Origin of the sequence: Streptomyces sp. NPDC097107 (assembly GCF_044762405.1) — a bacterium.
Lineage (GTDB): Bacteria > Actinomycetota > Actinomycetes > Streptomycetales > Streptomycetaceae > Streptomyces > Streptomyces thinghirensis.
The window spans coordinates 116,426-142,138 of the sequence record NZ_JBIWEF010000016.1; the positions used below are offsets into that span (position 1 = coordinate 116,426).

General features: G+C 70.6%; 21 protein-coding genes and 4 pseudogenes. 11 read left to right on the forward strand and 14 right to left on the reverse strand.

Annotation, left to right across the window (positions count from 1 at the left end):
* Window positions 1-63: 63 nt before the first annotated feature.
* Both ACIQ1J_RS31275 and ACIQ1J_RS31280 read right to left on the reverse strand, forming a co-directional pair.
* Window positions 64-660, reverse strand: coding sequence for a TetR/AcrR family transcriptional regulator (locus ACIQ1J_RS31275; RefSeq protein WP_403562118.1), 597 nt, complete (start codon window positions 658-660; stop codon window positions 64-66).
* Between the two features lie 10 nt (window positions 661-670).
* Complete coding sequence (locus tag ACIQ1J_RS31280; RefSeq protein WP_403562120.1) at window positions 671-2,029, reverse strand: glycoside hydrolase family 1 protein; 1,359 nt, start codon at window positions 2,027-2,029, stop codon at window positions 671-673.
* A gap of 253 nt (window positions 2,030-2,282) precedes the next feature.
* On the opposite strand from ACIQ1J_RS31280, the gene ACIQ1J_RS31285 reads away from it, so the two are divergent.
* Window positions 2,283-3,968, forward strand: a complete 1,686-nt coding sequence (locus ACIQ1J_RS31285; RefSeq protein ID WP_403562122.1) for a family 20 glycosylhydrolase — start codon at window positions 2,283-2,285, stop codon at window positions 3,966-3,968.
* A 52-nt stretch (window positions 3,969-4,020) separates the two neighbouring features.
* Here the strand turns inward: ACIQ1J_RS31285 and ACIQ1J_RS31290 are convergent, their stop codons facing one another.
* Window positions 4,021-5,559, reverse strand: a complete 1,539-nt coding sequence (locus tag ACIQ1J_RS31290) for an ABC transporter substrate-binding protein (RefSeq protein WP_403562124.1) — start codon at window positions 5,557-5,559, stop codon at window positions 4,021-4,023.
* A gap of 522 nt (window positions 5,560-6,081) precedes the next feature.
* Window positions 6,082-6,543 (reverse strand): GNAT family N-acetyltransferase, encoded by a 462-nt coding sequence (locus ACIQ1J_RS31295; RefSeq protein WP_403562165.1) that lies wholly within the window; start codon window positions 6,541-6,543, stop codon window positions 6,082-6,084.
* Window positions 6,544-6,987: 444 nt separating this feature from the next.
* Between ACIQ1J_RS31295 and ACIQ1J_RS31300 the strand changes: the two genes are divergently transcribed.
* From ACIQ1J_RS31300 to ACIQ1J_RS31310, 3 genes and pseudogenes are all read left to right on the forward strand, one after another.
* Window positions 6,988-8,733: a SpoIIE family protein phosphatase gene (locus ACIQ1J_RS31300; RefSeq protein WP_403562126.1), complete on the forward strand. Its 1,746-nt coding sequence runs from the start codon at window positions 6,988-6,990 to the stop codon at window positions 8,731-8,733.
* A pseudogene (locus ACIQ1J_RS31305) lies at window positions 8,711-8,818 on the forward strand (IS5/IS1182 family transposase); the annotation flags it as partial. The gene ACIQ1J_RS31300 and the pseudogene ACIQ1J_RS31305, both read left to right, overlap by 23 nt.
* Window positions 8,819-8,829: 11 nt before the next feature.
* Window positions 8,830-8,998, forward strand: a pseudogene (locus ACIQ1J_RS31310) (IS5/IS1182 family transposase); the annotation flags it as partial.
* Between the two features lie 71 nt (window positions 8,999-9,069).
* Here ACIQ1J_RS31310 and ACIQ1J_RS31315 read toward each other — a convergent pair.
* Complete coding sequence (locus ACIQ1J_RS31315) at window positions 9,070-9,921, reverse strand: SDR family oxidoreductase (protein WP_403562129.1); 852 nt, start codon at window positions 9,919-9,921, stop codon at window positions 9,070-9,072.
* A 101-nt stretch (window positions 9,922-10,022) separates the two neighbouring features.
* Between ACIQ1J_RS31315 and ACIQ1J_RS31320 the strand changes: the two genes are divergently transcribed.
* Complete coding sequence (locus ACIQ1J_RS31320; protein WP_403562131.1) at window positions 10,023-10,598, forward strand: TetR/AcrR family transcriptional regulator; 576 nt, start codon at window positions 10,023-10,025, stop codon at window positions 10,596-10,598.
* 667 nt (window positions 10,599-11,265) lie between these two features.
* Window positions 11,266-11,517 carry a hypothetical protein gene (locus ACIQ1J_RS31325; protein ID WP_403562133.1) on the forward strand — a complete coding sequence of 84 codons (252 nt, stop codon included), beginning with the start codon at window positions 11,266-11,268 and terminating at the stop codon, window positions 11,515-11,517.
* A gap of 49 nt (window positions 11,518-11,566) precedes the next feature.
* Here the strand turns inward: ACIQ1J_RS31325 and ACIQ1J_RS31330 are convergent, their stop codons facing one another.
* The 3 genes from ACIQ1J_RS31330 to ACIQ1J_RS31340 all read right to left on the reverse strand — a co-directional run bounded on the left by ACIQ1J_RS31330 (window position 11,567) and on the right by ACIQ1J_RS31340 (window position 13,898).
* Window positions 11,567-12,145, reverse strand: a complete 579-nt coding sequence (locus tag ACIQ1J_RS31330; protein ID WP_403562135.1) for a TetR/AcrR family transcriptional regulator — start codon at window positions 12,143-12,145, stop codon at window positions 11,567-11,569.
* Between the two features lie 165 nt (window positions 12,146-12,310).
* On the reverse strand, window positions 12,311-13,702 hold the full coding sequence (locus ACIQ1J_RS31335; RefSeq protein WP_403562137.1) for an amidase: 1,392 nt from the start codon (window positions 13,700-13,702) through the stop codon (window positions 12,311-12,313).
* Entirely contained in the window at window positions 13,689-13,898 is a 210-nt protein-coding gene (locus ACIQ1J_RS31340) for a hypothetical protein (RefSeq protein WP_210958482.1), read from the reverse strand. Before ACIQ1J_RS31340 ends, ACIQ1J_RS31335 begins: the two co-directional genes overlap by 14 nt.
* Window positions 13,899-14,054: 156 nt before the next feature.
* Between ACIQ1J_RS31340 and ACIQ1J_RS31345 the strand changes: the two genes are divergently transcribed.
* Window positions 14,055-15,329, forward strand: coding sequence for an MFS transporter (locus ACIQ1J_RS31345; protein WP_403562139.1), 1,275 nt, complete (start codon window positions 14,055-14,057; stop codon window positions 15,327-15,329).
* 48 nt (window positions 15,330-15,377) lie between these two features.
* Entirely contained in the window at window positions 15,378-16,280 is a 903-nt protein-coding gene (locus tag ACIQ1J_RS31350; protein WP_403562141.1) for an MBL fold metallo-hydrolase, read from the forward strand.
* Window positions 16,281-17,753: 1,473 nt separating this feature from the next.
* On the opposite strand, the gene ACIQ1J_RS31355 is transcribed toward ACIQ1J_RS31350, so the two are convergent.
* Complete coding sequence (locus ACIQ1J_RS31355; protein WP_403562143.1) at window positions 17,754-19,274, reverse strand: MFS transporter; 1,521 nt, start codon at window positions 19,272-19,274, stop codon at window positions 17,754-17,756.
* On the opposite strand from ACIQ1J_RS31355, the gene ACIQ1J_RS31360 reads away from it, so the two are divergent.
* Window positions 19,261-20,223, forward strand: coding sequence for a helix-turn-helix transcriptional regulator (locus ACIQ1J_RS31360; protein WP_403562145.1), 963 nt, complete (start codon window positions 19,261-19,263; stop codon window positions 20,221-20,223). The genes ACIQ1J_RS31355 and ACIQ1J_RS31360 overlap by 14 nt on opposite strands.
* A gap of 337 nt (window positions 20,224-20,560) precedes the next feature.
* Here ACIQ1J_RS31360 and ACIQ1J_RS31365 read toward each other — a convergent pair whose 3' ends face one another.
* Window positions 20,561-21,184, reverse strand: a complete 624-nt coding sequence (locus ACIQ1J_RS31365; RefSeq protein WP_403562147.1) for a hypothetical protein — start codon at window positions 21,182-21,184, stop codon at window positions 20,561-20,563.
* Between the two features lie 243 nt (window positions 21,185-21,427).
* Here ACIQ1J_RS31365 and ACIQ1J_RS31370 point away from each other — a divergent pair, with 243 nt between their 5' ends.
* A complete protein-coding gene (locus tag ACIQ1J_RS31370; protein WP_403562149.1) occupies window positions 21,428-22,894 on the forward strand; it encodes a helix-turn-helix domain-containing protein in 1,467 nt (488 codons plus the stop codon).
* A 96-nt stretch (window positions 22,895-22,990) separates the two neighbouring features.
* Here the strand turns inward: ACIQ1J_RS31370 and ACIQ1J_RS31375 are convergent, their stop codons facing one another.
* The 3 genes and pseudogenes from ACIQ1J_RS31375 to ACIQ1J_RS31385 all read right to left on the reverse strand — a co-directional run bounded on the left by ACIQ1J_RS31375 (window position 22,991) and on the right by ACIQ1J_RS31385 (window position 24,456).
* Window positions 22,991-23,431, reverse strand: a complete 441-nt coding sequence (locus ACIQ1J_RS31375) for a DUF2267 domain-containing protein (RefSeq protein ID WP_403562151.1) — start codon at window positions 23,429-23,431, stop codon at window positions 22,991-22,993.
* Window positions 23,432-23,502: 71 nt separating this feature from the next.
* Window positions 23,503-23,925: a DUF2267 domain-containing protein gene (locus ACIQ1J_RS31380; protein ID WP_403562153.1), complete on the reverse strand. Its 423-nt coding sequence runs from the start codon at window positions 23,923-23,925 to the stop codon at window positions 23,503-23,505.
* Between the two features lie 94 nt (window positions 23,926-24,019).
* Window positions 24,020-24,456, reverse strand: a pseudogene (locus tag ACIQ1J_RS31385) (Hsp20/alpha crystallin family protein).
* Between the two features lie 128 nt (window positions 24,457-24,584).
* Between ACIQ1J_RS31385 and ACIQ1J_RS31390 the strand changes: the two are divergent.
* Complete coding sequence (locus tag ACIQ1J_RS31390) at window positions 24,585-25,241, forward strand: type III effector protein (RefSeq protein WP_403562155.1); 657 nt, start codon at window positions 24,585-24,587, stop codon at window positions 25,239-25,241.
* Window positions 25,242-25,578: 337 nt separating this feature from the next.
* On the opposite strand, the pseudogene ACIQ1J_RS31395 reads toward ACIQ1J_RS31390, so the two are convergent.
* Window positions 25,579-25,713, reverse strand: a pseudogene (locus tag ACIQ1J_RS31395) (MerR family transcriptional regulator); the annotation flags it as partial.

A 25,713-nucleotide genomic window follows, 5' to 3' on the forward strand; every position in this document is an offset into this window, starting at 1 on the left:
AGGATTGGCAGGTACGGGGAAGGGTCGCCCCCTTCCCCGTACTTGTGACGTCGGCCGACGGTGTCAGCCGGCGGTGTCGGCCGGCTTGAGCGAGGGCGGCGCGAGGAGCGCCATCATGTCGTTGATCGGCTCCTCCATGTCCATGGACCGGTCGGTGAGCCACTGCAGTTGCACCCCGTCGGCCACGGCGACGAGGACGACGGCGAGCCGCTCGGGCGTGATGTCCGAGCGGACGGCCCCTTCTTCCATGCGCCGGCGGAGGTACTTGACGATCTCACCGCGGATCGCGGGATAGCGCTCGCCGAAGTGCGTGTGGGCCGGGTGGTCGGGATCGCTCGCGGCCGCGGACATGGAGACGAACAGCTCGACGAGCCCGGGTGTGTTCGCGCCCTCCCGGACGATCGCGCGGTAGCTGTCCGGGCCCGTGAGCTGGGGGTGCCGGGTACGGGCGGTGTCGTCCCGGGCGCGCAGGACCTGGGTCAGCAGGTCCTCCTTGGACTCGAAGTAGTGCATGAGGCCGGGCAGGCTGAGATTGCACCGGGCGGCCACCTTGCGCAGGGAGGTACCGCGGTACCCCTCCTGGGCGAAGATCTCCAGTGCCGCCTCGAGGATCTCTCTGCGCTTCGCCTCGCCCTTCTCGTAGGGGCCCCGTTTCGCCATGTGAATCACACTAGCGTGCGGCGACAGGGGTGTGCCGCGGCCGGTCGGCGCCGCACGGCAGGTTCCGGTCGCGGGCGAGCGAGCCCAGCCAGCGGGCCGAGGGTTTCGGCGTACGGGCGAAAGTCACCGGATCGACGGCCACCAGCCCGAAGGTGGGCCGGTAACTGCCCCACTCGTAGTTGTCGAGAGCACTCCAGTGGAGGTAGCCCCGCACGTCGGCGCCGGCCCGCATCTCGGACACCAGGCTCGCGAGCGCCCGCTCCGTGTACGCGACGCGGCGCTCGTCGTCGGGGGTCGCGATGCCGTTCTCCGTGACGATGACGGGCACGTCGGCCCCCACCACCAGCCGGGTGTGCCGGACGGCCTCGCCCAGCGCCTCGGGGTGGAACTCCCAGCCCGTCAGCGTCGTCTCCGCGCCCTCCGGTACGGGCAGCGGGCCGTGCGGGCCGACCCGGTGGCGCGTGTACGCCTGGACGCCGACCCAGTCGTCGTCGCGCGCGGCTTCCAGGAACACGTCCTCGCGGGGCCTCGCGTAGGCCGCCGCGACCTCCTCGGCGCCGGGCTCGGCCTGGTACACCTGGTTGGCGACCGTCCAGCCGACCTGGTAGCGGGGGTCCGCCTCCTTCAGCACCCGGTACGCGGCACGGTGGGCCGCGATGAGCGCGGCGGTCACGTCCGGGTCGGGCTCGACACCGGACGGGTCGAAGGCGACGCCTCCCGTGTGCCCGTCCTCGGCGGTCGAGGGCTTCCCGTCTGCGGTGGCAGCCGAGGTCTCCCCGCCTCCGGCGGGTGAGGGCTCCGCCTCCTCGGCGGGTATGGGCCGGAGCTGCTCGGCCGCACGGCGGCGCACCGCGTGCACCAGGGCCAGCATGTTGGGCTCGTTGATCGTCACGACGTACCGGACGTCCTCCCCGAGCACCTCGACCGCCGTGCGCGTGTAGGCCGCGAACAGCTCGGCCGCGTCCTCGGCGAGCCAGCCGCCCCTGGCGCTGAACCAGCGGGGCGAGGTGAAGTGGTGGAGCGTCACCACCGGGGTGAGGCCCCGCTCGACCGCCCCGCGGACCATCGACCGGTAATGGGCGACGGCGGCGCGGGAGACATGCCCCTGCTCCGGTTCGATCCGGGCCCACTCGATGCTGAAGCGGTAGGCGTTGAATCCCAGGTCGCGCAGCAGGTCCATGTCCTCGGGCCACCGGTGGAAGCTGTCGACGGCGTCGCCGCTGCGCTCGGGGATACCGGAGCCCGGCTGGTTCTCCAGCGCCCACAGGTCGCTGGAGACGTTGTTCCCCTCCACCTGGTGGGCGGAGGTCGAGGCTCCCATCAGAAAGCCGTCCGGCAGCGGGAATCGGGGCCCGGACGAGTCCGTCATGCGGGTGCTCCTTTCGTTCGCGGCGCGGATCCGCGCATGTGGCGCGTGTGTGTGCGCGCGTTTGTGCGCACCGCCGCGAAAAGCGTTCACTGATCGGTTTTCGTGTTAGCGTACAGGTGGTCACGGCCCGCGAAGAAGGGGCACCGTGGGGGGAGTTCCCGCTTCACGAGCCGGGCCGGCGCCCAGGAGTCCCGCTGCCGACCTGACACCGGCGCCCGGGCTCCTGGGCCCCGGCGCGACCGGCGGAGGAACCGTGAACGCCGTCATCCCCGCCCCAGCCCTCCCGGCCGGCGATGCCCAGGCCCACGCCCTCGTACGGGCTCACGCCGATGCCCGTGGTCCGGCCGCCGCCGGCCCCTGGCACCTTCACTCCGACCCCGGGCTGGCCCAGGTCGAGGAGACCGTCCGCGCCCTCCTCGAACCGCACCTGGGCGCACGCCTCCTGCCGGCCGCTGTCGACGAACCGGCCACCGGCCGCGAACCGGACCCTGTCGGCGAACCGGCCACCGGCGGCGGCCCTGGCCCCGTGCTGCGCCTCACGCTCGGTGCAGCGCCCCCACCCCCTCGCCGCGCCGTCGGTGTCGCGCCCGACGGCACCCCCGTACCCGTCGACGAGTCGTACGGGCTCACGGTCGGCCCTGACGGCATCACCTGTCGCGCCCGGACCGCCGCAGGCGTCTTCCGTGCCGCAACCACGGCCCTCCAGCTCATCGCGCTCGCGGGCCCGGACGGCGAACTCGAACCCCGGCAGCTTTCCGACGCCCCGCACTACGCCTGGCGCGGCCTGCTCGTCGACCCGGCGCGATGCTTCATCGACCCCGACGACCTGCGCCGGATCATCGATCTCGCCGCCCTCTACAAGATCAACGTGCTGCACCTGCACCTGACCGACAACGAGGGCTGGCGCATCGAAGCCCCCTCGGTTCCTTCCCTGACCGCCTCGCACCGCTCCGGCAAGGGGGCGCTCTACTCCGCCGAGGAGTACGCCGCGCTCCAGGAGTACGCGGCCCGCCGGTACATCACCGTCGTCCCGGAGATCAACCTGCCCGGCCACTGCGCCGCCCTGCGCGCCGCCGTACCGGACCTGCCCGACGCGCCCGCCCCCGAGGGCGTGGCGGGCCGTTTCCCCTACGTACCCCCGCTCGACCTTGCCGACCGGCGTACCCGGACGGTGGTAGGCCAGGTGCTGGCGGACGTGTGCGCGATGACGGCAGGGCCGTTCGTCCACATCGGCGGCGACGAGGCCGTCGGCATCACCGACGAGAGCTTTGCCGTGGCGGTTCGGGAACTGCGTGCCCTGGTACGGGGCTTCGGCAAGCGCCCCGTCGGCTGGCAGGAGACGGCGCGCGCCGGGGTGACGGAGCAGGACCTCGCACAGTACTGGGTCGACCCGGAGATGATGGATCTGCCCGCCACGGCCGAGGACCTGGCCGGACGTCCCGACCTGCTGGCCGCCGGCTTCACGCCGGAACTGGTCGCGGCCATGCGACGCGTCTTCGCGCCGTCCGCGGACGACCTTGAGCGGGTGCTGGCGGGTGGGGGCCGGGTGATCCTCTCCCCGCAGTCCCACCTCTACCTCGACCGCGGCTACGCCGCCGCCGTCGCGCCCGCGGAGCGGGCGGCAAACGCGGCACGCCTCGGGTTTCCCAGCTACCTGCCACGCGACGTGCGCCACACCGCCGGCTGGGACCCGGCCGCGTACGGCGTCCCCGCCGACCGCATCGCCGGTGTGGAGGCGACGTTGTTCGGCGAGGTCCTTCAGGGGATCGACGACCTGTCGACGATGCTCCTGCCCCGGCTGGCCTCGGTCGCCGAGACCGCCTGGAGCGGCCGCCCGGCCAGTTGGGAGACGCATCGCGCCGCTCTGGCCCGCCATCGCAGGCTCTGGCAGCAGCGGCGGCTGGCGTACTTCCCGGCCACCGACGTCCCCTGGCTGTGAGAGACACCTGTGGGCCGCGGGCTGCTACGGCCCGCGGCCCACAGGACGCGGATCAGGAAGCGGCAGGCGTGTAGTTGTAGATCGAGGGCACCGCCATGCCGGACTGGGGCGTCACCTCGACGTCCGGGCCGGAGACGATCTGGTACGTCATCCGGTAGAACGGCACGAACCAGCCCTGCTCGACGAGGTGCTTGTTCAGGGCGCGCGCCGCGTCACCCGCCTCCTGCTTCGAGTCGGCCTGGATCTCGGGCAGGAGACGCTTCACCGTCGCGTCGGTGGTGCCGAACATGTTGAAGGTGCCGGGAGCGACCTGGTCCTGGGTCGCCACCCAGTCGTTCGGCGACTGCCCGATGTTCATGACCATGGCCGAGTACGCCTTCTCGCGGTAGATCTTCTGCAGGGCGCTCGCGCCGTCGAGCTGGTCCCAGGCGACGGTGACGCCCACGGCCTCCAGGTCCGCCTTGATGGACGAGGCGAGCGCGTCACTGACGATCGCGGAGACCCGCGGCAGCTTCAGCGTGAAGCCGTCGGAGTAGCCGGCCTTCGCCAGCAATCGCCTGGCCTTCGCCGGGTCGTGCGCGTAGTGGCTGTCCAGTGCCTTGTCGTACGCCTCGGTCTCGGGGCCGTAGATCTGGTTGGTGATCTCACCTCGGCCCTGGCGGATCTTGTCGAGCATCGTCTGCCGGTCGATCGCGAGATTCAGGGCCTGGCGCACCTCGGCCTCGCGCAGGGCCGGAGTGTGCGCACCGCCGCGGTCGAAGAGCAGCAGGCCCTGGAAGTCGAAGGTGAAGTCGGTCTTCTTCAGCCTGCTGTCGGAGGCGAGGGCGACCTGCTGGTTGGCGTCCTGAACGACCGCGCTGTCGATCTGCCCTGTCTTGAGGCCGTTGACGACGGCCGTCTCGTTGTCGAAGACGCTGATGGTCAGCGACTCGTAGGGCAGCTTCTGGCCCCAGTAGTCCTGCTTGCGCTGGAAGGCGTACTTGTTGCCGATGGCCGTCCTGCCCTTGTCCAGCGTGTACGGGCCGGTACCGACCGGGGTCGTCTTGAGCGAGCCGTCGGCGAGTTTCGCCGGGCTCGCCATCAGGCCGGCCGCGTCGCTGAGGTGGAACAGCATCGCCGGGTCGGGCGCGGACAGGACCAGGGTGAGATGCGCGGCGTCCTGGACCGTCACCTGCTTCAGGGGTGCGAGGGTCTTGGCGGCGCCACCGCCGCCGTTCTTGAAGTGCTCCAGGTTGGCCTTGACGGCGTCGGCGTCGAAGGCGGTCCCGTCGCTGAACTTCACGTTCTCGCGCAGGGTCAGCGACAGCTTGGTCCTGCTCTCGTCGTACGCCCACTTCGTGGCCAGCATCGGCTGATAGGAGCCGTCCGGTGCTCTGCGGACCAGCGTGTCGTAGACCGCCTGGAAGTAGGGCAGGGCGCCGCCGATCGCGTCCTTGGGGTCCAGGCTCTGGGCGTTGGTGAGCGTGGCGATGTCGAGCGTGGCCGCTCCGGCCTCCCCGCCACCCGCGTCGCCCCCCGCGCAGCCCGCGAGGACCAGTGAGGCCGCTGCCACCGTGGCCGCGAGAGCACTGCTTCGAGCGGAAAACCTCATGATGTCACTCCGTTGGGAGGGCCGGGGACGCGTCACCGGCGGCAGATGGAACCCGAGGGCTCGTCGGACAGAGGCGTCCCGGTCACGGGAGCCTCCCTCGATTGCGAAAACCGTAATGTGATCGGTTTTCGGAGTCAATGGATGCGGCCCGCGCAACTGGCGGGGAGCGTCATTCGGAACGTGCAATATGCCTGGAGCCGGGGTGCAGTGCCGGGTCCTACGCAGCTTGGTCCCTCAGGCGTACGCCTCCCGGAGGAACCGTGCTTGCCTGCGGTGGCGCGGGATCCGCTGCACCATCCCGGACAAGGCCGACCAGGCCGGCAACCGCAAGGAACGCGGTTCGCTCGGCGGCCGGCCGCCGAGGTTCGACCCACAGGACTACAAAGCTCGGCACGCGGTCGAGTGCGGCATCAATCGCCTCAAGAGGCACCGGGCCGTGGCCACAAAGACGACAGACTCGCGGTCCGCCACGAGACGACCGTCCTCGTCACGGCCGTCAACGAGTGGCTATGACTGACCACGTCACGATGGCGCTGCGTAACAGCGGATGGCCACCGTCTGGTGCGGACTCCACTGCTGCTCGACTGTGGCCATCAGCTCCCAGCCCAGCCGCTCGTACAGGGCTGCCGCCGCGGTATCGGATGCGACGACGTCGAGCACCGGATGCAGGCCACGACGTCGCGCTTCGTCCACTGCTTGGCCGATCAGCAGTGCACCGATCCGGTGTCCCCTCGCCTGCGGGGCAACGAACAGCCTGCTGAGCACGGCGGTCATACCCCGCGTCGCCCCGTTCCGCTCGCTCCACAACGTCGGGGCCAGATCGCCTTCGCCGCCTTGCGACAAACTGACATGCCCGACCAGGCCACCTTCGAGTTCGGCAACCCAGGAGCCCAGCAGGGGGCCGCGTGACAGCCACTCGCCGGGCTGATCTGGCCAGTTCACCGGGTAGCCGTCGCGCGCATGGACCTCCGCGAGGACCCGCACGCACTCCTCAACATCGCCATCGGCCCTCTGCCGGACCCAGCGGCTCGGCCTCTCATCCGGCACCCCGGAGCTCTCGATGTTCACTCGGGCATAGAAACACAGGCCACAGAGTCACAACCAGCCACTCGATACAGGCCCTAGCAGGGTGGAGTTCGCACTTGATCGTGGACACCTGGAGGCTGGGATCTTGAGGTTCCAGAAGAAGCAGCCCCGGGTGGGAAGCGAGTACACGAAGCGGTACACCGAGGAGTTCAAGCGGGACGCGATCACACTGGTTGATCCCTCGGACAAGAACGTGACTGCCGTTGCCCGGGAACTGGGACAGCTTCCGCCAGCGGCAACAGGCCGTGCTTGAGGAGTCGTAAGCAGGAAGACGAGTCTTCGATGCATGCCGCGATCCGGTCGGGGTACTCGGCCCGATTCGGGCTTGAACAGAGGAGAGACATGGACGACGTCGCCGCTCCCGGCAGGGAAGATGCAGCCCTGTCCGGGCGCCAGGCGCGTTCGGACGTCCTGCTCGACCGAACGCTGGAAAATCTACGGGGGTCCGCCATCACGGTCGATGACGACGGCCTCATCGTCGCGGTCAACAGCGCGACCCAAGATCTGCTGAGGAGGGAAGCCTCGGAACTCGTCGGTCAGGACTTCCATGACCTGCTGCGCCGGGACAGATACGGGCACTCGGTGCCGCGCACACGCTGCCGGATCAGAAAGGCGCTCCTCACGGGCGACACCAGGCACGGCGACGCCGAGTGGTTCGCCCGAGGGGACGGCACTCTGGTCCGGCTGTCCTGGCTGGTTACGCCCTGCACACCCGGCCCGAGCAGGGCGGGTGCGCTGGCGCTGTTGTACGAGGCCAAGGAGCCGGACCTTCACCACAGCGATGGCGGGCACTCCGCGCCGCTGACGGATCTGGACCGCCTGGCGCTGCTGGCGGAGACGACCACGCAGCTCACATCCACCCTGAACGTGGACGAGGCACTGCACCGACTGGCGGCCCTGACCGTCCCCCGGCTCGCGGACTGGGCCGTGTTCGACCTGATCACCGAACGTGACGAAGTGCGACGTGTTCTCGTGATGGAGCACAAGGACGGCATTCTCGTCGAGAGGGACGACCTGCAAGGCCCGATGCCTCCCGTGCCGGCCGAGTCGCCGATGCCCCTGTCACGGGCCCTGCGCGGCGCCGCCTCCTCCCTCGCCGGCCCCGCCACCTACCAAGGTCCGCCCGACTCCGGCATCGCGGTCGAGCAGCAGCGCCTGTTCACCGCGACAGGAATGCACTCCGCCGTCATCGCACCGATTCGCGGACTGCGCGACGTACTCGGCGCCCTGACCCTGGGCCGCGCCCAGAGACATGACGCCTTCACCCCAGCCGACCTGCCACTGCTCGAGGACCTCACCCGCCGAGCGGGCCTGGCACTGGACAACGCGCGCCTGTACCAGCGCCAGCGCAAAGTCGCCGAGACCATGCAACGCCACCTGCTGCCCCAGTTGCCCGTCCTGCCCGGACTGGAGATGACCGCGCGCTACGTACCCGCTCCGGACGCCTCATCCGTGGGCGGTGACTGGTACGACGCCTTCGCTCTGGCCGCCCACGCCCACGCCCTGGCCATCGGCGACGTCGTCGGACACGATCTCGACGCCGCGGCCGGCATGGCGCAGGTCCGCAACATGCTGCGCGCCTTCGCCTGGTCCCACCCCGAGGCCGCCCCCAGCGCCGTCGTCACACGGCTCGACGAGGCTGTGATGCACATTGCCGAGGTACCCATGGCCACCATGATCCTCGCCAGGCTCACACTCGGCGACGACACCCTGTGGCGCCTACGCTGGACGAACGCCGGCCACCCGCCGCCCCTGCTCATCACTCACGACGGTCAGACCCGCTACCTCGACGAAGCTCACGGCATACTTCTCGGGACCGGAGTCACCAGACCTCGCCCCGACGCCGTCACCGTCCTGCCACCCCAGGCCACGCTCCTCCTCTACACCGACGGACTGGTCGAATCCCCGCACCACTCCGTCGATCACGGGCTTGACCGGTTGCGCCGACACGCGGCCTCTCTCGCCCACCGCCCCCTCGCCCCCTTCTGCGACCTGCTGCTGGCCCAGGTCCGCCCCAGCGACAACGATGACGACGTCGCCATGATCGCGCTGCGCACACCCTCTCCCGGGACGCAAACGGCGCCCTGACCGGTTGGCCTTCCCGGGCGTCCTGTTTGTGCTGTGCGCCGGGACCGCCTGGGAACGTCTGCCAGAGGAACTCGGCTTCGGGTCGAGTGAGTTCTCGGGGTGAAGCCGCTGATCGCCCACCGTGGCACCGAGCACGGCTCCGGACTGGGCACCCAACGCTGGGTCGTGGAGCGCGGTCGCCCAGTTGCACCGGTTCCGCCGCTTGCGAATCCGCCGGGAGATACGCGACGGCATCCACGAAGCGTTCCTCACTTTCGGATGCGCTCATCTGTTGCGGAGGCGCGTAAGGCCGCAATGGCGGCGATGTTTCCTGACGGGTCGTGCCGACCGGGCGGATCAGTTGGTGAAGGCGACGGATTCAGCGAGTTCCTTCTGAGTCTCGAGCGCGGTGAGACGCTCGGTGAGTGCCGCATGGATTGCGCCATAGGTGTCGGAGCCGAGAGCCAGGCGCAATGGCGGGCGCGGGTGGCGGGTGGTGCCGTAAATCGCGGCGGCGAGCTTGGCCGGGTCGCCGGTGAAGACGCTCTCGTCCGCGGTTTTCAGGTACTGCCGGGTCTGGCCGACGGCATTGTCGCGGTAGACGGTCGTTTCGGTGGTGTATTGCAGGGCCGAGGCGAAGCCGGTACGGGTGGCGCCGGGCTCTACCAGAGTGAGGTGAATGTCGAAGTCGGAGACCTCGCGGCTGACGCTCTCGGTGAAGCCCTCCAGCCCCCACTTGCCCGCGTGATAGGAGCTGTGAGTGGGGATACCGACCTGGCCGCCCACACTGGAGATCTGGATGATCCGGCCACCGCCCTGCTCACGCATCGGCTGCAGGAAGGCTCGGGTGATCACCATCGGCGCGAGCAGGAGGACCTCGATCTGGTCGCGCATCTGCTCGACCGTCATCTCCTCGGCGGCGCCCACAACCGCGTATCCGGCATTGTTGACCACAATGTCCACCGGCCCGGACCGGAGAGTCCTGCCGACCACCTTGTCCACATCGGCCGGCCGTGTGAGGTCGAGGATCTCGACAGTCAGCCGGTCGCCGTACGTCTCGCGCAGGTCTTCCAGAGCTGCCGGGCGGCGGACCGTCACCGTAACGCGGTCACCGTTACGGAGGGCGTGCTCGGTGAGATGGCGGCCCAGCCCACCGGAGGCTCCGGTGACGAACCAGTGACGCGAGACCTTGTCGGAGGGAGCGGGCACAGGGGTCTCCTGAAGTAGAGTAGTACCGGAACGTGTTCCGCTTCAGGTTAGGTGGAACACGTTCCGGAAAGCAACCGGAGATTGACGCCGAAGGAACCCGCATGCCCACCACGCCCCGCCGCACCAGGAGTGACGCGCTGCAGAACCGGGAGCGCCTGCTGCAGGTAGCCGCGCATGCCTTCGCCGAGCAAGGGCTGGACACCGCACCTGCCGCCATTGCCAAGCAGGCCGGCGTCGGTGTAGGTACGCTCTACCGGCACTTCCCGACTCGGGAAGTCCTCATCGACGCCGCTTACCGGCGCCAACTCACCCAGGTGTGCGAGAAGGTGAACGGCCTTCTCGCCCAGCACCCGGCCGCCGAGGCCACCCGTATGTGGATGGAACACTTCATCCACTACGCCACGGCAAAGAGCGGGATGTCCGAAGCTCTCAACACGGTCATCGCCTCCGGTATCGATCCCTACTCCGACAGCCGCGCACTCCTTACCGACGCCGTCGCCACACTCCTCGCGGCCGGCGCCCGAGACGGAAGCCTGCGAACGGACGTCACCCCGGACAATGTCCTGCTCCTCATGGGTGGTATCGCCTATTCCGTGCAGCACGGAACCAAAGAGCAAGCCCGTCCGCTCGTCGACCTCTTCATGGACGCGCTGACCAAGGACTCGACCGCGAGCTGAACTCGCTCCCCGGACCGGCCGCCGACGCGAGCGCAGCCACAGCCGATTCGTCGAGTGGCCCCGTCGGCGCGGTCCGGCCCTGCCGGTCGACGGCACGAGCGGCAGCAGAGGCCCTGCGGGCAGGCGGGTCCGGTACCGCTCTGCGTCCAGCCATCCCGCAGCGGACGCTGGAGGAATCGGGCCGGCATGTGCCGGCCTGCGCCCACTGCCACCGAACACCGCCCTCGGCGCTCTCGACCAAGGCGGTACTCCTGCATCACTCCGCTGACCAGATGAGGCAGCCTGGAGGTTGGGCAGGTAGCTCGTGACGGCCTTGTCGTAGGCGGTGGATACCCTGCGGCGATGAGTAACGCGACGTGGGATGCTTTGGCAGCGACACCCCTCCCTGCCGGCTTCGCGAATCAGGTTTCGTGACGGCACTCAGCCGCGAAGTGCGTCGAGCGAAGCAGAATTGCCATAATGTCGAATATGTGAGGGGTGCAGCGCTGCCGGTAGCTCCGGCTGGTCGGGGCGGTGCCGGACAGGCGCGGCAAGTCAGACTCCACACAGTGGCACCGGTCATTCCTGTGAGGCCCGGGACGCGGCCGCGCCGCGCCACCTCAGCCGGGCGTGGAGACGGTCGAAGACGAGCCGGCCTTCTCCCACGGGCCACTACCAGGCTGTGGCCGTGACGGCGTTCGCCCGCGACGCGGGCCTCGATCCGGGCACGATGCCCCTGGAGATCCGCAAGCTGGAACAGGACCTGGGCGGCGAGCTGCTGGTCCCCGGCGGAGTCAAGCGCCCCCTGCGGCTCACCAGACTCGGCAAGAAGGTGGCGGCCGCCGCGGCACGTGTACCGGCCAGTTCGGTGATCTCCCCGCACCGCGCCACAAACAAAAGGGTCTCGCCTCGCCCGAGCTGCGATGACCCTCGGGCATGAGCACGGTGAACCCGGGCGGTCTCCCTGCGCGGGCCGCGAGGAGTGTGGATCATGGGAGGGGGTGTTCTTGGCCCGCGGCGAGCAACTCGGTCACGAGCCGACGGGCGTACGCGGCGTCGAGTCCGGCCGGGCGGAAGAGGATGCGGTACATGATGGGGGCGACCAGGCGGTCCATCGCCGTCTCGACGTCGGGAGTGTCTTCCCCGCGGCCGATCGCGCGGGTGAGCATGACGTCGACCTGTTCGGCCGCGTAGGCCGAGCACTGACCGGCGTTGCTGCCGTCCGGGTCGCCGAGCAGAGCGTCACGGATGTAGGCGCGGCCGGAGGGGGACGACATTTCGTCGAGGAACTGTTCGGCCCAGGCCTTCAGGTCGGACAGCAGGTCGCCGTGGTTCTCCGGCGCGGTGTCGGGTCGCAGGCGCTCCACCGCGACGTCCGACAGCAGCTCCTGGAGGTCGCCCCAGCGGCGGTAGATCGTCGAGGGGGTGACTCCGGCACGCTGGGCGACCAGCGGGACGGTCACCGCGTCGCGGCCCCGCTCCGACAGGATTTCGCGGACAGCGGTGTGCACCGAAGCCTGGACCCGTGCACTGCGCCCGCCGGGGCGCACCATCGGCTTACGACTCATGACTCCACCTTAAAGCACGGTTATTGCGTTTAGGCGGAGCAAGCCGGCTCGACGGTCCGCGCCAGGGCCCCCGCGCCGGTCCCACCGCTGCGGGCACCGGCCCCGATGCCGACCGGCCGAACGGCATATGGGGCCAGGCCTGGCACCGGCCGGCCCGCGCCGCTCTCAGGCTGTCGGCGCGAGCGATCGGGCGGGCTGTGCCCGCTCGTAGGCGTGGCCCACCCGCAACAGCTGCCGCTCGCCGAAGGGCCGTCCGAGCAGCTGCATGCCGATCGGCATGCCCTCCGTGTCGTGGCCCACCGGGACGGACAGAGCGGGCACTCCGGTGATGTTGGCCGGGGAGGACAGACGCACGTAGGCGTCGGAGACGGCCTCGGTCGAGCCGTCGGACCAGGTGACGCTCTCCCGACCGGCCTTCACCGCGGTCATCGGGACCGCCGGGGCGGCGATCACGTCGACCTGCTCCAGAATGCGGGCCCATGCCTCCCGCATGAGCGTCCGGGAGCGCTGGGCACGCAGATAGTCGCCCGCGCCCATCAGCTCACCGGCCTCCAGGAGGATGCGGACGTCCGCCTGGTACAGCTCGGGGACCGTACGCAGTGTGCCCTCGTGGTAGGCGGTGGCCTCCGGCACCATCAGTCCCCACTGGGTGGCCTGGATGTACCGGGTCATCGGGATGTCGATCTCGACGAGCTGGGCGCCGAGCGTCTCCAGCTGCGCGATGCCCCGGCGGACGGCGGTCTCCACCTCCGCGTCGACGTGGTCGAAGTAGTAGTTGCGCGGCACACCGACGCGCAGGCCGGCCAGGTCCGGCTCCCGTTCCGGCCGGTGGTCGACGGCGGGGGCGTCCAGCGAGGCGGGGTCTCGCGGGTCGTGGCCGGCGAGGACGGACAGGACCAGGGCCGCGTCCTCGACGGTGCGGGTGACCGGGCCGACGTGGTCCAGCGACCAGGACAGCGACGTGACGCCGTGGCGCGGCACCAGCCCGTAGGTCGGCTTGAAGCCGACGACTCCGTTCAGCGCGGCGGGAACCCGGATCGACCCGCCGGTGTCGGTGCCGAGGGCGAAGGTCGCCGCCCCGGCCGCCACCGCGACGGCGGACCCGCCGCTGGAGCCTCCCGCGACCCGGCCGCGGTCCCAGGCGTTGCCGGTCTGCGGGGTGGTCAGGCCGTAGGCGAACTCGTGGGTGTGGGTCTTGCCGACCAGGACGGAGCCTGCGGCACGCAGCCGGGCGGCGACCGTGCTGTCGGCGGCTGCGCGGTGGCCGGCCCGGACCCGGGAACTGGCGCTGGTGGGCGAACCGGCGACGTCGATCAGGTCCTTGAGCCCGGCCGGGACGCCGTGCAGCGGCCCCCGGAACACGCCGCGGGTCACTTCCCGTTCGGCCTCCCGCGCCGCGCCGCGGGCCTGCTCAGCGGTGACCGCGACGTACGCCTCGACATGCGGGTCCACCTGGTCCATGCGGTCGAGGACCGAGTCCACCAGCTCGACGGGGGACAGCCGACGGGCCCTGATCTGCTGCGCGGCGTCGGCGAGGGTCAGCTCATACGGCTGCATCGTGCTTCTCCTTTCCGGCGCGGTAGGCGCCGGCGGGCGGGGTGTCCCCGAAGTCCAGCTCACGCAGGACCGCGACGACGGAGTGGATGTGCTGGGCGGTGGCGGCGACCGCGGCGTGGCGGTCGTCGGGCAGCGGAAGTCCGGCACGGGCGGCCCAGCGGGCGACCTCGGGCGGCGTGAGTTCAACAGAGGACACGGGTCTCCCGATCAGGGGCGTGACTGCGAAGCAGTCCCACGACAAAAGCTAACAGTTTGCGTTAACCCGACCGTAGGGCCTACGGTCGAGTTAACGCAAATCCATTGCATTTACGGAAGGAGTCCCATGCCCGGCGCCATCTCTGACGTACAGGCGGTGACTGACGCACCCGCGGTCTCCGACGCACCCGCGCACGTCGCTCACCAGGCCACCCGCACCCGTACGTGTACGAAGAGGCGCACGGCTTCCTTCGCCCTCGACGTGTCGATACTCGCGGCCCTCCTGGCCGCGTCCAGCGCTCCGACCCCGCTCTACCCTCTCTACCAGGACCAGTGGGGCCTCTCCGCGCTCGCCGTCACCGTGGTCTTCAGCGCCTACGCCCTGGCTCTGCTGCTGGCCCTGCTCACCACCGGAGCGCTCTCCGACCACCTGGGGCGACGACCCGTCCTGACAGGCGCCCTGCTCATGGCGGCCGCCTCCATGGTCCTCCTGGCCTCAGCGGACGGCGCGAGCTCCCTGACCGTCGCCCGGGTCCTGCAAGGAGCGGCCACCGGCACGGCCACCAGCGCCGCGGGCGCGGCACTCCTCGACCTCGAAAACCCCCGGCGCCCGGGCCGGTCCGCCCTGGCCAACAGCGTCACCCCGGTCGCCGGCATGGCCACCGGCGTGCTCGTCTCCACTCTGCTCGTCCGTTTCGCCCCCGCCCCCACCGTCACCGTCCACGCACTGCTGGCGGCGTTGTTCCTCGCCCAGGCGATCGCGGCCGCCTTCACCACGGAGACGGCCCACCGCCACGCGGGAGCGCTGCGGTCGCTGCGCCCGCGGGTCAGCGTCCCGCCCCCCGCCCGCCGCACCCTGCTGGCCGCGGGCGCCGCTGTCGGCACCGTCTGGGCGCTGGGCGGCTTCTACTCCTCCCTCGGCCCGGCCCTGGTACGCCTGGTGGCCCCCGACGCCCCGCAAGCAGCCCGCGGCATGGTCTTCTTCACCCTCAGCGCCACCGCCGCGCTCACCGTATGGGCGCTGCGGCACAGGCCGCCCCGCGCGACGGCGATCGGCGGCTGCCTCTCCGTCCTGCCCGCCGCGGCCCTGACCCTGAGCGGTCTGCACGGCGCCGGGCTGCCCGCCGTCCACGGCGGCGCGGTGCTGGCCGGCATCGCCTTCGGCGCCGTCTCCCAGGGGGCGCTGCGCATGCTCCTCGCCTCGCTCGACGAGCGGGACCGCGCCGCGACACTGGCCGCCTACTACATCCTCAGCTACCTCTCCATGAGCCTGCCCGCCATCGCCGCGGGCGCCGCCGCCCAGCACTACGGGCTGGGGGCCACCTCACACGCCTACGCCATCTCCGCCGCACTCCTCGCCCTGGTGGCTCTTGCGGCACTCACCACGTCACGACGCGGGGCGGCCCACCCCGGAGCCGACCGCTCCCACTGAAGAACAACCGACCACTTCCGCCGAAGAGAACAAGGGAAACGACACACAATGCCCACCTCCCCCACCGCCACCTCCACCCCCTCCTGGACCGTGGGCCGCGTCACCGTCCACCGCATCGACGAAGTCGCCCTGCCGCCCGCGACCGGACCCTGGCTGCTGCCCGACGCCACCCCTGAAGTGGTGACCGCCCAGGACTGGCTGCACCCCCACTTCGCGGGCCAGGACGGCATTCTGCACATCGCCAGCCACAGCTTCGCGTTCGTCGTGAACGGGCTCCGCGTTCTCGTGGACACCGGCATCGGCAACGGCAAGGAGCGGGCCAACCCCGCCTGGCACAACCTGCGGACCGACTTCCTGGAGCGCCTCACCGCCGCCGGCTTCCCCCCGGACTCCGTCGACCTGGTGATTCTCACTCACCTGCACGCCGATCACGTCGGCTGGAACACCCGGCAGGAGAACGGCGAATGGGTCCCCACCTTCCCCAACGCCCGTTACCTCACCTCCCGCGCCGAGCGGGAGTTCTGGGCCACGTACGACATGGAGGAGGCACGCGAACAGATGTTCCGCGACTCCGTGATCCCGGTCGAACAGGCGGGTCTGCTGAGTACGGTCGACGTCCCGCACAGGGGGGCCGAGATCGCCCCCGGCGTGCGCTTGATCCCGACACCAGGCCACACCCCCGGCCACGTCGCCGTGGAACTGACCAGCCAGGGACAGACGGCACTGATCTCCGGCGATTGCGTCCACCACCCCGTCCAGCTCGCCCACCCCGTCATCGGTGCCTGCGTCGACATCGACCCGCGGCAGTCCGAGGCCACCCGCCGCAAGCTGCTCGGTTCCCTCGCCGGCGCGGACACCCTCCTCCTCGGCACCCACTTCGCGCCGCCCACCGCCGGCCGCGTGGTCGCCCACGCGGACGCCTACCGGCTGGAGCCCGTCCCCGCTTCCTGACGCCGTTGCCAAGCCGCCCCGGTCACGGCAGGTATGGCCCAGCCCTCAGGCCTCTCCGAGCCGAGGTCCTCACCCTCCTCGGTGTCGCTGTGTGCGGGTTCGCGCCCGGCGGCCGCCAGGCCCCGGGCGCGGCCCCGCATCCGCCGCTGAACTGCATGCCCCAGGATCATCTGTCGACTGTCACGGTCACTTCTCCAGACTGAGCGATGAACTGCAGCGAACACCTCCGCTTGTCTTCTCGAGTACGGAGGCAGTTCTCGGGGTCTGCAAAGACCCTGCGGATGCCTGGATACGAGACTGGCCGAGTGTCGGACCGAGAGCCAGGCACGGAACGGCGCGGCACGGCACGGCACGGCACGGCACGGCACGGCACGGCACCGGATGGTTCCTGCGGGCGGAGGAACTACGGCCTGTCGAGGACTCCGGGTGTGTCATGCAGGACCACGCTCCGCTGCAGCGGAACCCGCTCTGTGCGAAGCGTGTTCACGGGCGCCGCCGGGTCAGCCATGCCGAACGAGAGCCGAACAGCAGCTTGAGCTCCGCGGGGGCATCCAGGAACCCGCGGACAGTGTCGGCGTAGACGCCGAGTACGGTCTGCGGGATGCCCGCCAGCCCCGGGGCCGCCAGCGAGCATGTCCGGCCGCCGGACGCAGGGCACGAGCCGTCCGGGCCGCACCACGCCCAGGCCGCTCGCCCGGCCCCTCCCCCGCCGAGCCTGGCCGTCCCCCGGGCCAGGACATCAGGGGACGAGCTGCTGGCGCCCGATGACGGAGAGCAGTGGGACAGCCGGCGTCGGTACTGATTCTGGGCGGTACGCGTCAGGCGGGCGCGGGAGCCGCCGCCCTCCTGCGTCAATGGCACCCGGCACTGCCGCTGACGATCACAGGTCGTGACATCGACCGCGCACGGCGCGTGGCCGACGAACCCGGCGCCGCACCGGCCGCGACCCTTGATCTGCGGCGCCGCGATCTCGGCCTCCCGCCCGACCGCAACTACTCGGCGATGGTCGCCGTACTCTGGGACGGCCACCTGCACGGGCCGCGCCAGAGGCATGCCGTGCGGCGCGCCTCACCGATCTCATGCAAGTCGGCGACCAGTTACTGGCGGCCGGTAAGGCGTGCGCAGTCGCATACCTCTGGGTGAGCCCGTCACTCCGTCTTGGGTTGGGTGCGGCGGGCGTAGGCGCGGGCGGCGCGGGCGCGGTCGCCGCAACGGGCGGAGGGGCCGCCGGCGGACGGATCCAGCGGCGCGGCACATGGCGGGTACCTCGGCTCCTCAAGGTCGAGTCGCTGGGAGAGTAAGGGCCGGCGGAGAGCGCGGTCGCGCCCGAGTTCGCAGAGCACGACCGCGAAACGAGTGAAGGCATCAGCCGTTACTCGTGCCAGTCTTTTCGGTTCAGTGCGCCGCCCGGGCCCACAACGTGAATCACCGCGAAGAGGGGGCGCACAGGGTCCCGAGGGCGGTCCGGCTCGGTCAGCGCCGAGGCAGGGCGAGCGCGCACAGGGCGAACACGAGGGCGAATGCCGCCTGGACGAGCATGCAGATCGCCAGCGCGCTCGTGTAAGCCTGACCTGTCGGGGCTGCGGAGCCGGCCAGGGCCGCAGCGAGTAGTCCACCGGCAACGGCGACGCCGAGGCCCATCGCGGCTTGCTGTGTGGTCTGAAGCACGCCGGATGCTGCTCCCGCAGATGCCGGGGGGACCTCGGCGATCATCGCTCCGACGAGCGGCCCGAACATGAGGGCCTGACCGACACCGACTCCGACGAGGAGGGCGGCGAACGTCCACGAGTTCAGACCGGCACCCTGGAGGAATGCGGAGACGGCTGTGATGCTCAGGAGTGCCGCTTGGGTGAGGCCGCCGATGGCGAGGAGCCTGCGGAACCCGAAACGGGGCGCAAGCTTTCCCGACCAGATGGACACCGTAAGGAAGCACAGGGAGAACGGCAGCAGCACGAGGGCCGCGTGCATGGGAGACCATCCGAGCCCGGTCTGCGTGGAAATCGCGTAGAGGAACGTGAAGCCACCGAACGCGGACTGGAGCATCAAAGCCATCACCAGCCCGATCCGGTAGGAACTGAGTCGAAACAGGGGCGGCGGAACGAGCGGGACGCGGTCACCACGGTGCAGCCGCAACTGCCACCGCCAGAAGCCTGCGAAGAGTACGGGCGTTGCCCCCAACAGCGCCCAGCACCAGACCGGCCAGCCCAGCGCACCGCCCTGGGAGACCGGGATCATGAGTGCCAGCAGGGCGAGTCCGAGCAGTGCCGTCCCGGTCAGGTCGAGCGATCGGTGGCCGGGCGCACTGGTATCGGGCAGCCAGCGCAGCGCAGCGCCGAACGCGATCACGCCCATGAGCACGCTCATAGCGAAGATCATTCGCCAGGGAGCACCGAGCAGGGGGACGGACAGCAGCACGCCGCCGAGGACCTGACCGACCGCCGTGGCTCCGCCCGCGGTCGCACCGAACAGCGCGACAGCACGGGCACGTTCGGGCCCCTGGGTGGACGCCGTGATCGTCGCCAGCACCTGGGGAACCATGGCCGACGCAGAGATCCCGGTGAGGGCCCGCGCGGCGATCAGCACGGTGATGCCCGGGGCCAGGGTCGCGACCAGGGAGAAGAGGGTGAACCCGGCCATGCCGAGCAGGAAGAGTCGGCGTCGCCCGTACAGATCCCCGAGTCTGCCCCCGAGGACCATCGGAACGGCGAACCCCAACGCATACACCGACACCACCAACGACTGCTCGGCAGCCGTGGCCCCCAGAGACGCACCGATGTCGGGCACGGCGATACCCGCCGCCGCGAAGCTGACCACCGACAGCAGCAACGCCGACAGTGTGGTCAGGAGCCGGCCTGTCCCCAGCCCCGGAGTCGGAGGCTCGGGCAGGCCCAGTGCAGGCGGCGGCGCGGCGCGGTCGTCCTCCCTGCGAGGTTCGCCTGTCGGTGAAAACGGACTGCCCTGCGGTGCGGAAGATGTGGTCATGCCGTCGATCATGAAGCGCCGCTTATCCTGGAACCAGGAGTCCGTTTATGGGGGTACTGCCACCACCTGGATACCGGGGTTCTCCGTACGGGAGGAGGAAGACATGACAGGGACCGGGCCCGCCGCGATGCGGCGCGAGGTCGGTGACTTCCTCCGCAGTCGACGTGAACGAGTTACGCCGCAGCAGGCAGGTCTCCCGTCCACAGGGCGACGGCGGACGCCCGGACTACGGCGCGAAGAGGTCGCCGTCCTCGCGGGGGTCGGCGTCACCTGGTACACGTGGCTCGAACAGGGCCGACCCATCAACGTCAGCACGCATGTCCTGCAGGCGGTCGCCCGAGCCCTGCAACTGGACGACACCGAGAGGCGGCACCTGTACCAGCTCGCCGGATCACGTACGCCGAAAGCTGAGCCTTCCGGCGGTGACCCGGGGCTCATCGCGGCGTTTCAACCTGTCCTGGACAAGCTCGACCCGTTCCCCGCGTGCCTGCAGACATCGCTGTTCGATGTGGTGGCGTACAACCGTGCCTACCGGTTTCTGTTCACCGACATGGACCTCATCCCTCCTGATGAACGCAATTGCGCGGTGCAGTTCTTCACCGACCCTGACTGGCGCAGCCGCTACGTCGACGTTGACCTGGTTGCCGCCCGGATGGTCGCGAGGTTGCGCACCGAGGTCGGCGCCGACGTCGGCGCCCCTGCCGCTGCCGGAATCGTCGACGCCCTCCGGGAACGTTCGAAGGACTTCGCCCGGCTGTGGGCCCGTCACGACGTACTGCCCCAGCAGTACGAGACAAAACGCCTCGACAGCCCTCTTGTCGGGCAGCTCCAGCTGAACTTCGTCTCCACCGATGTTCCGGAGACGGGACACCGGATGACCGTGATGACGCCGGCCGATGAGTCCACCTCCCTACGTCTGACCCGGATGGCGGGCCTCACTGTCGCGGCTACGCGGGTGTAGGACTGGAGAAGACCGCCGCTCCGGGCGGCGGGGTGCTGTCGACCCGAACCGCAGCCGTGTTCGGGGCCGCAGCCCTGTACTTCACGTGCCCCGTAGGTGAGGGATCCAGGTCCGCGCTCGCAGGTCACGTTCTGGCCCGGGCAGCTGGCCCGACAAGCAGTTGGAGCGGGCCCGAGAAGGCCTGGGGGAAGCGTGCGTGCATGAGCGGGTTGTCGGGGGCTGTCGGGGGGACTTGGCCGACGTACGACTGCCCCGCCCCCGGGCATGACCGATACGGGCCGTCCTCCCGACCCCCGTGACGGGAGGACGGCCCCGTTCTTCTCCGGTGACCGCCCGGTCAGTACAGCTTGTCGACGGCCGTGCTCGTGGTCTTCTTGAAGGCGGCCACGGGCGCGTTCCCGAAGTCGCCCATCTGTCCCCATTCCACGACGGTGACGGTCCTGCCGTCCCGCCCGACCGACAGCAGGGCGATGTCCGCGGCGCCCCAGGACGTCTCGGTGTGCAGCCCGCGGACGCGGGCGCCCTCCTCGACCGGCAGCCTGCCGTAGTCCCGGCCCTCGGCCTCGACGTCGGGCGAGGACTCCTCGATGCGGTCGGCGCAGGTGCGGATCAGGTCGTCGTAGTGCTTCGCCAGGGCCTTGGCCTGGGCGGCTGTGCCCGTCAGGACGGTCAACTGCACGGCGCTGGTGTCCAGGTCGGTCCGAAACTCCCGGTACCGGTAGTCGTAGGCGGGTACACCCTCCGTGCTCACGCAGAAGCCGAGTTCCTCCGGGAACCCGTCGGTGACCGGCCCGGCGGTCCAGGACGACGCCGGGTGCGGCGGCAGTTGGGAGGCCGACAGGAACTTGGGCGCGGCGGCCTTCGGCGCGGCGCCGGCGGCCGGTGCCGTGAGGGCCGTGCCCACCGCGAGGGCGGAGACGGTGAGCGCGGCGAGAGCGCTCGTTCGGACGCGCATGGACATGGGTGTTCCCCCGTGGATGAGGTGGATGAGTGCGTGGACCTATGCCGCGGCGAGGCCGGCTGGTCGGCCCGAGCCTGGTCGGTGCTGCACCAAGAGCATCAGCGTTCACGGTGTCCGGGCGCAACAGCCGACGGCCGATCGGGCACGGTGGAACCATCCCAGCCCGTCTGACGTGCAGGTACATGGGATGCCTGGGATACCGTCCCGGGCCGGGTGGGCTCGTACGAGGACGGGGGGGGGCCTGTGTCGGCACAGGACGACGGTGACGGCGTCGACGAGGTGGCGGAGTTCGCGGTGCTGCTGCGGGCCCTGAAGGAGCACACGGACCGGAGCTACGGATCGCTGGCCCGCCGTCTGGGCATGAACACCTCGACGCTGCACCGCTACTGCGTCGGCGACGCGGTACCGCTCGACTTCGCCCCCGTGGAACGCTTCGCGGCCCTGTGCGGGGCGACCTCGGAGCAACGCCTGGAACTCCACCGCCGCTGGCTCCTGGCAGTGGCGGCCCGCCGCCGGCCACGTACGGCCGGGGCGGTGGAGAGCACGCCCGACGCCACGGCGGCGCAAGCCGTGAACGACGCGGCGGACGGAGCGGACACAGCGGCGGAGGGCATCACCGAACCGAACTCGGCGCCGAAGGCCGACGCCGGCCCGGTCGCCACACAGACCACAGGGCCGAAGGCCGGCAGCGGCCCGGTCGCCGAAACGGGCCCTGCGCCCGGAGCGCCCGGAGCGCCCCCGTTCCCGCGCCGCCCCTGGTACCGCCGTAGACGCCCCGCGGTCGCCCTGGCCTCCGTCTCTGCCGTGCTCGCCACGCTCGGGACCCTGTCCGCGCTGCCGGACGGGCGGCGGACGTCCGCCGACGGTCCTGCCCGGGTCGCCCGCCCGACGGCGTCCGGCCCAGCGGCGCCCGGCACGGCGGAGGCCGGAGCGCCTGAGCGACGGGACATCTCACCCAGCCCGAGCGGCACCCACACCTACGAGCAGCCGTCGGGCACCGCCACCCCGAAGAAGAGGCCGGACACCTCTCACCCGCCCGGCGTGACATCCGCCCCGCCCCGCGGCGAACAGCCCGCCGGGCTGCCGCTCACCTGGTCCGTCAACCCGCACGCCTGGAAGCTCGGTTGCGGTCACGACTACGTCATCGCCAAGCCACCGCACCAGGTCCCCCCTCCTCCCGCCCCGCAGGACGCCGTGCCCTGGGCGGCCACGCAGAGCGCGGTGCACGGCGGCGAGACGCTCGTCCAGCTGTCGGTACAGGGGCGCAGCGACACGGCCGTCGTGCTGGAGGCGCTGCGCGTGCGCGTGGTCGGCCGTACGGCCCCGTCCGAGGGCAACGCCTACGCCATGGACCAGGGCTGCGGCGGCTCGATCACTCCCCGGTATTTCGGCGTGGACCTGGACAAGGACCGCCCCATCGCCCGCGCGGTCGCCGGAAACGACTCCGGGTCGCCGATCCCGGCCGTGCGCATGCCCTACCGCGTCTCGGCAAAGGACCCAGAGGTGCTACTGGTCACGGCCGAGACCAGCTCGTGCGACTGCCGCTGGCACCTGGAACTGGACTGGTCCTCCCAGGGCCGCAAAGGCACCGTCCGCATCGACGACGGCGGCCGTCCCTTTCGCACCAGCGCCATCGCAGGCCTGCCCCGGTACACGTACGACACCCTGGAACACCAGTGGAGGCCCGACAGCTCGGGCACGGCTCAGTGATCATTCCAGGACGGGTTCGGAGTCGGCGCAAGCAGATACTGCCGTACGTGAGTTGGAGCAGGCCGAGGGGTCATGCCCCCTCCTGTGCGCCTGAGGTCAGGCTGCCTGGGTGAGTTCTGCGCGGCCGAAGAGGATCGCGTAGCCGGAGGGGAGCTGGGCGAGGACGCGGTCGAGCAAGTCGGGCCCGGCGATGCGGGCGACGACGCCCAGGACGGATCCGACGTCCCAGCGGGTGGTGGCCAGAGTGCCGCCGGTACGGGTGGCGAGGTCCCTGACGAAAGCCCAGCCGGTCATCGAGTCGGTGGCGGGGATCTGGGCGGCGAAGACCTGCGCGGCTTCGCGGGGCAGGCGGGCTGCCAGGTCCACGCGTTCCTCGCCGGTGACACGACGGCCGAGCGCGGCCAGGACGGCAAGGACGACTTCCTCGGCCCGTTCTCGCGTGGGGTAGGCGCCGTTGTAGCGGATCTGCTCCAGCATCTGGCCGTACGACATGGCCGGGACGGTGGTGAGAGTCGCCGGGGCCGTCTTGGTCTGCATCGGTGAAGGGTGCCTTTCTCGCCCATGAGGCGGGGTGATGGAGGGGGCCGGTGACCGCGAACACGGTTGCTTCAGTCACCGGAGGTCGTATCGAAGGTCGTGGTGTCCTGTGGCCTGCCGAAGAGCAGGTCGTATCCGGGTGGCAGCTGCAGCAGGATGCGGCGGGTCAGCTCCTCGCCCGCGGCGTCGGCGGTCACGCTGAGCACGGCGCCGATGTCCCAGGCCGCGGTCTGTTCGGTGGCTCCCTCGATCCACGCCGCGGTGGCCCGCACGAACCGTTCCGCGGACAGGGACTCGGCTGCCTGGAGCGGATTGAGCAGGATCAGAGCGAAGGTCTCCGGGAGCCGGGCAGCCAGATCCGCCCGTGCCTCGCCGACCAGGTGGGCGCCCAGCAGTCCCAGCACGGTGCGGGCGGCACGGTCCGCCTCCGCGCGGGTCTCGTACTCGCCGCGTTCCTGTACTTGGTCGAGGAACACGTCCCAGTGCATGGCCATCGGGATCCTCCTTGCCCTGACGGTCCGTGCCGGCGGGCGGAGGGCGGGCGCTGCGGGAAGCCGGCCCGTCCTCCGTCGCCATGGCGGCTCGGTCTCAGCCGGAGATCTCCTTGCGCCCCTCGCCGACGCCGACGGAGATCTTGCGCGGCTTGGCCCGCTCGGCGATCGGGACGCGCAGGGTCAGCACGCCCGCGTCGTAGCCGGCGCTGATGTGCTCGGTGTCGAGGGAGTCGGCCAGCACCACCTGGCGGGAGAAGACACCCAGGGGGCGCTCCGAGAGCTCCATCTGAATGTCGTCGCTCTTGGTGACGGGACGGCGTTCGGCCCTGACGGTCAGCATGTTCCGCTCGACGTCGATGTCGATCGCGTCCGGGTCGACGCCGGGCAGATCGAAGGCGATCACGTAGACGTCACCCTCGCGGTAGGCGTCCATGGGCATCGCCGACGGACGCGACCAGGTGCCGGACGTACTGCCGAACAACTGCTAGTGAGCCGGTCGAACTCACGGAAAGGATCTGTGCGCATCAGCATCGTGGACCACCTCCAGTACGAGCAGAATCGCTCATGCGCTGCTTCCTGTATTTCTTGTAGCATGTCATCTAAGCGATGACAAGCGCAGCCGTCACCCGTTGGGGGACGGCCTCGAGTGGAGGTGAATCGTGACCGGTGACCCGCAGAATGCCGGTACGCAGCCCGCGTCGTTCCTCGCCGCCAAGGCGGCACTGGCGGCGATCGACGAAGCCGTCCACACCGCCCAGGGACCGCAGTCCGCACAGCGGCCCGGTACCGAGGTCAGTCCCGATCAGGCCCTTGCCGCGCTACTGCTCCTGCGCCAGGTCCGCGCCCGTCTCGCGGGCTGGGAAACGGGACTGATCGAAACCGCACGTGATGCGGGGGCCAGCTGGGCGGAACTCGCCCACCCCCTTGGTGTCGCCAGCCGGCAGGCCGCCGAACGCCGCTATTTGCGTCTGCGCCCAGGAGCCCCCGGCACCACCGGCGAACAGCGCGTACAAGCCACCCGGGACCGCCGCGCCGCCGACCGCACGGTCACCGCCTGGGCCCGCGGCAACGCCGCCGACCTGCGCCAGCTCGCCGGCCAGGTCATCGCCCTCACCGACCTCCCGGCCAAGGCCCGCACCCCCCTCCTGCAGGCACTCGGCCACGACGACGCCGCCGATCTCATCGACCCACTGGCCCGAGCCCGCGGCCACCTCGCAGCCGACCACTCGGAACTCATCGCCCGCATCGACAACCTCACCCGCCGCACAGCCCAGCTCCGCACACCGGGGCACGGTGAACGCCAGTCCTCCGGGTAACAGACGGCTGCGCCCCCCTAGCAGCCTCGTCCCTCCCGGGACCGACACAGTCGGAGTCGCGCAAAGCCGACGGCGGGAGCCGCTCAGGCTGCCACCTTGGCGACGCCGAAGGAACGAAATGCCGGGCCGTGCCTGGCGCGACCCAGCCCTGCCGAGGCACTCCACGGCATGCGCTGCGGCGGCGAAAGTACACCCTTGCGAGCGCGAGCCTGCCCGGCCGCCTGCTTGGGCAGGACAGTGGCCATACGCCTGCTGCAGGGCCGTGCGCCGTCCTGCCCCTGCTGACTACTGCGACGAGGCGCCCGTACCCGACCGCCGTCCTCTTGAGCAGGCCAGGTCAGGCGTCGGTCTTGTCAGAGCGGTCAGCGGGACGTTCTCGTAGTTGCTCGTTGATGCGCTGGGCTTCTTCGAGCTGGTCCTCGAGGACGATGATCCGGCAGGCGGCTTCGACGGCGGTGCCGGCGTCGACGAG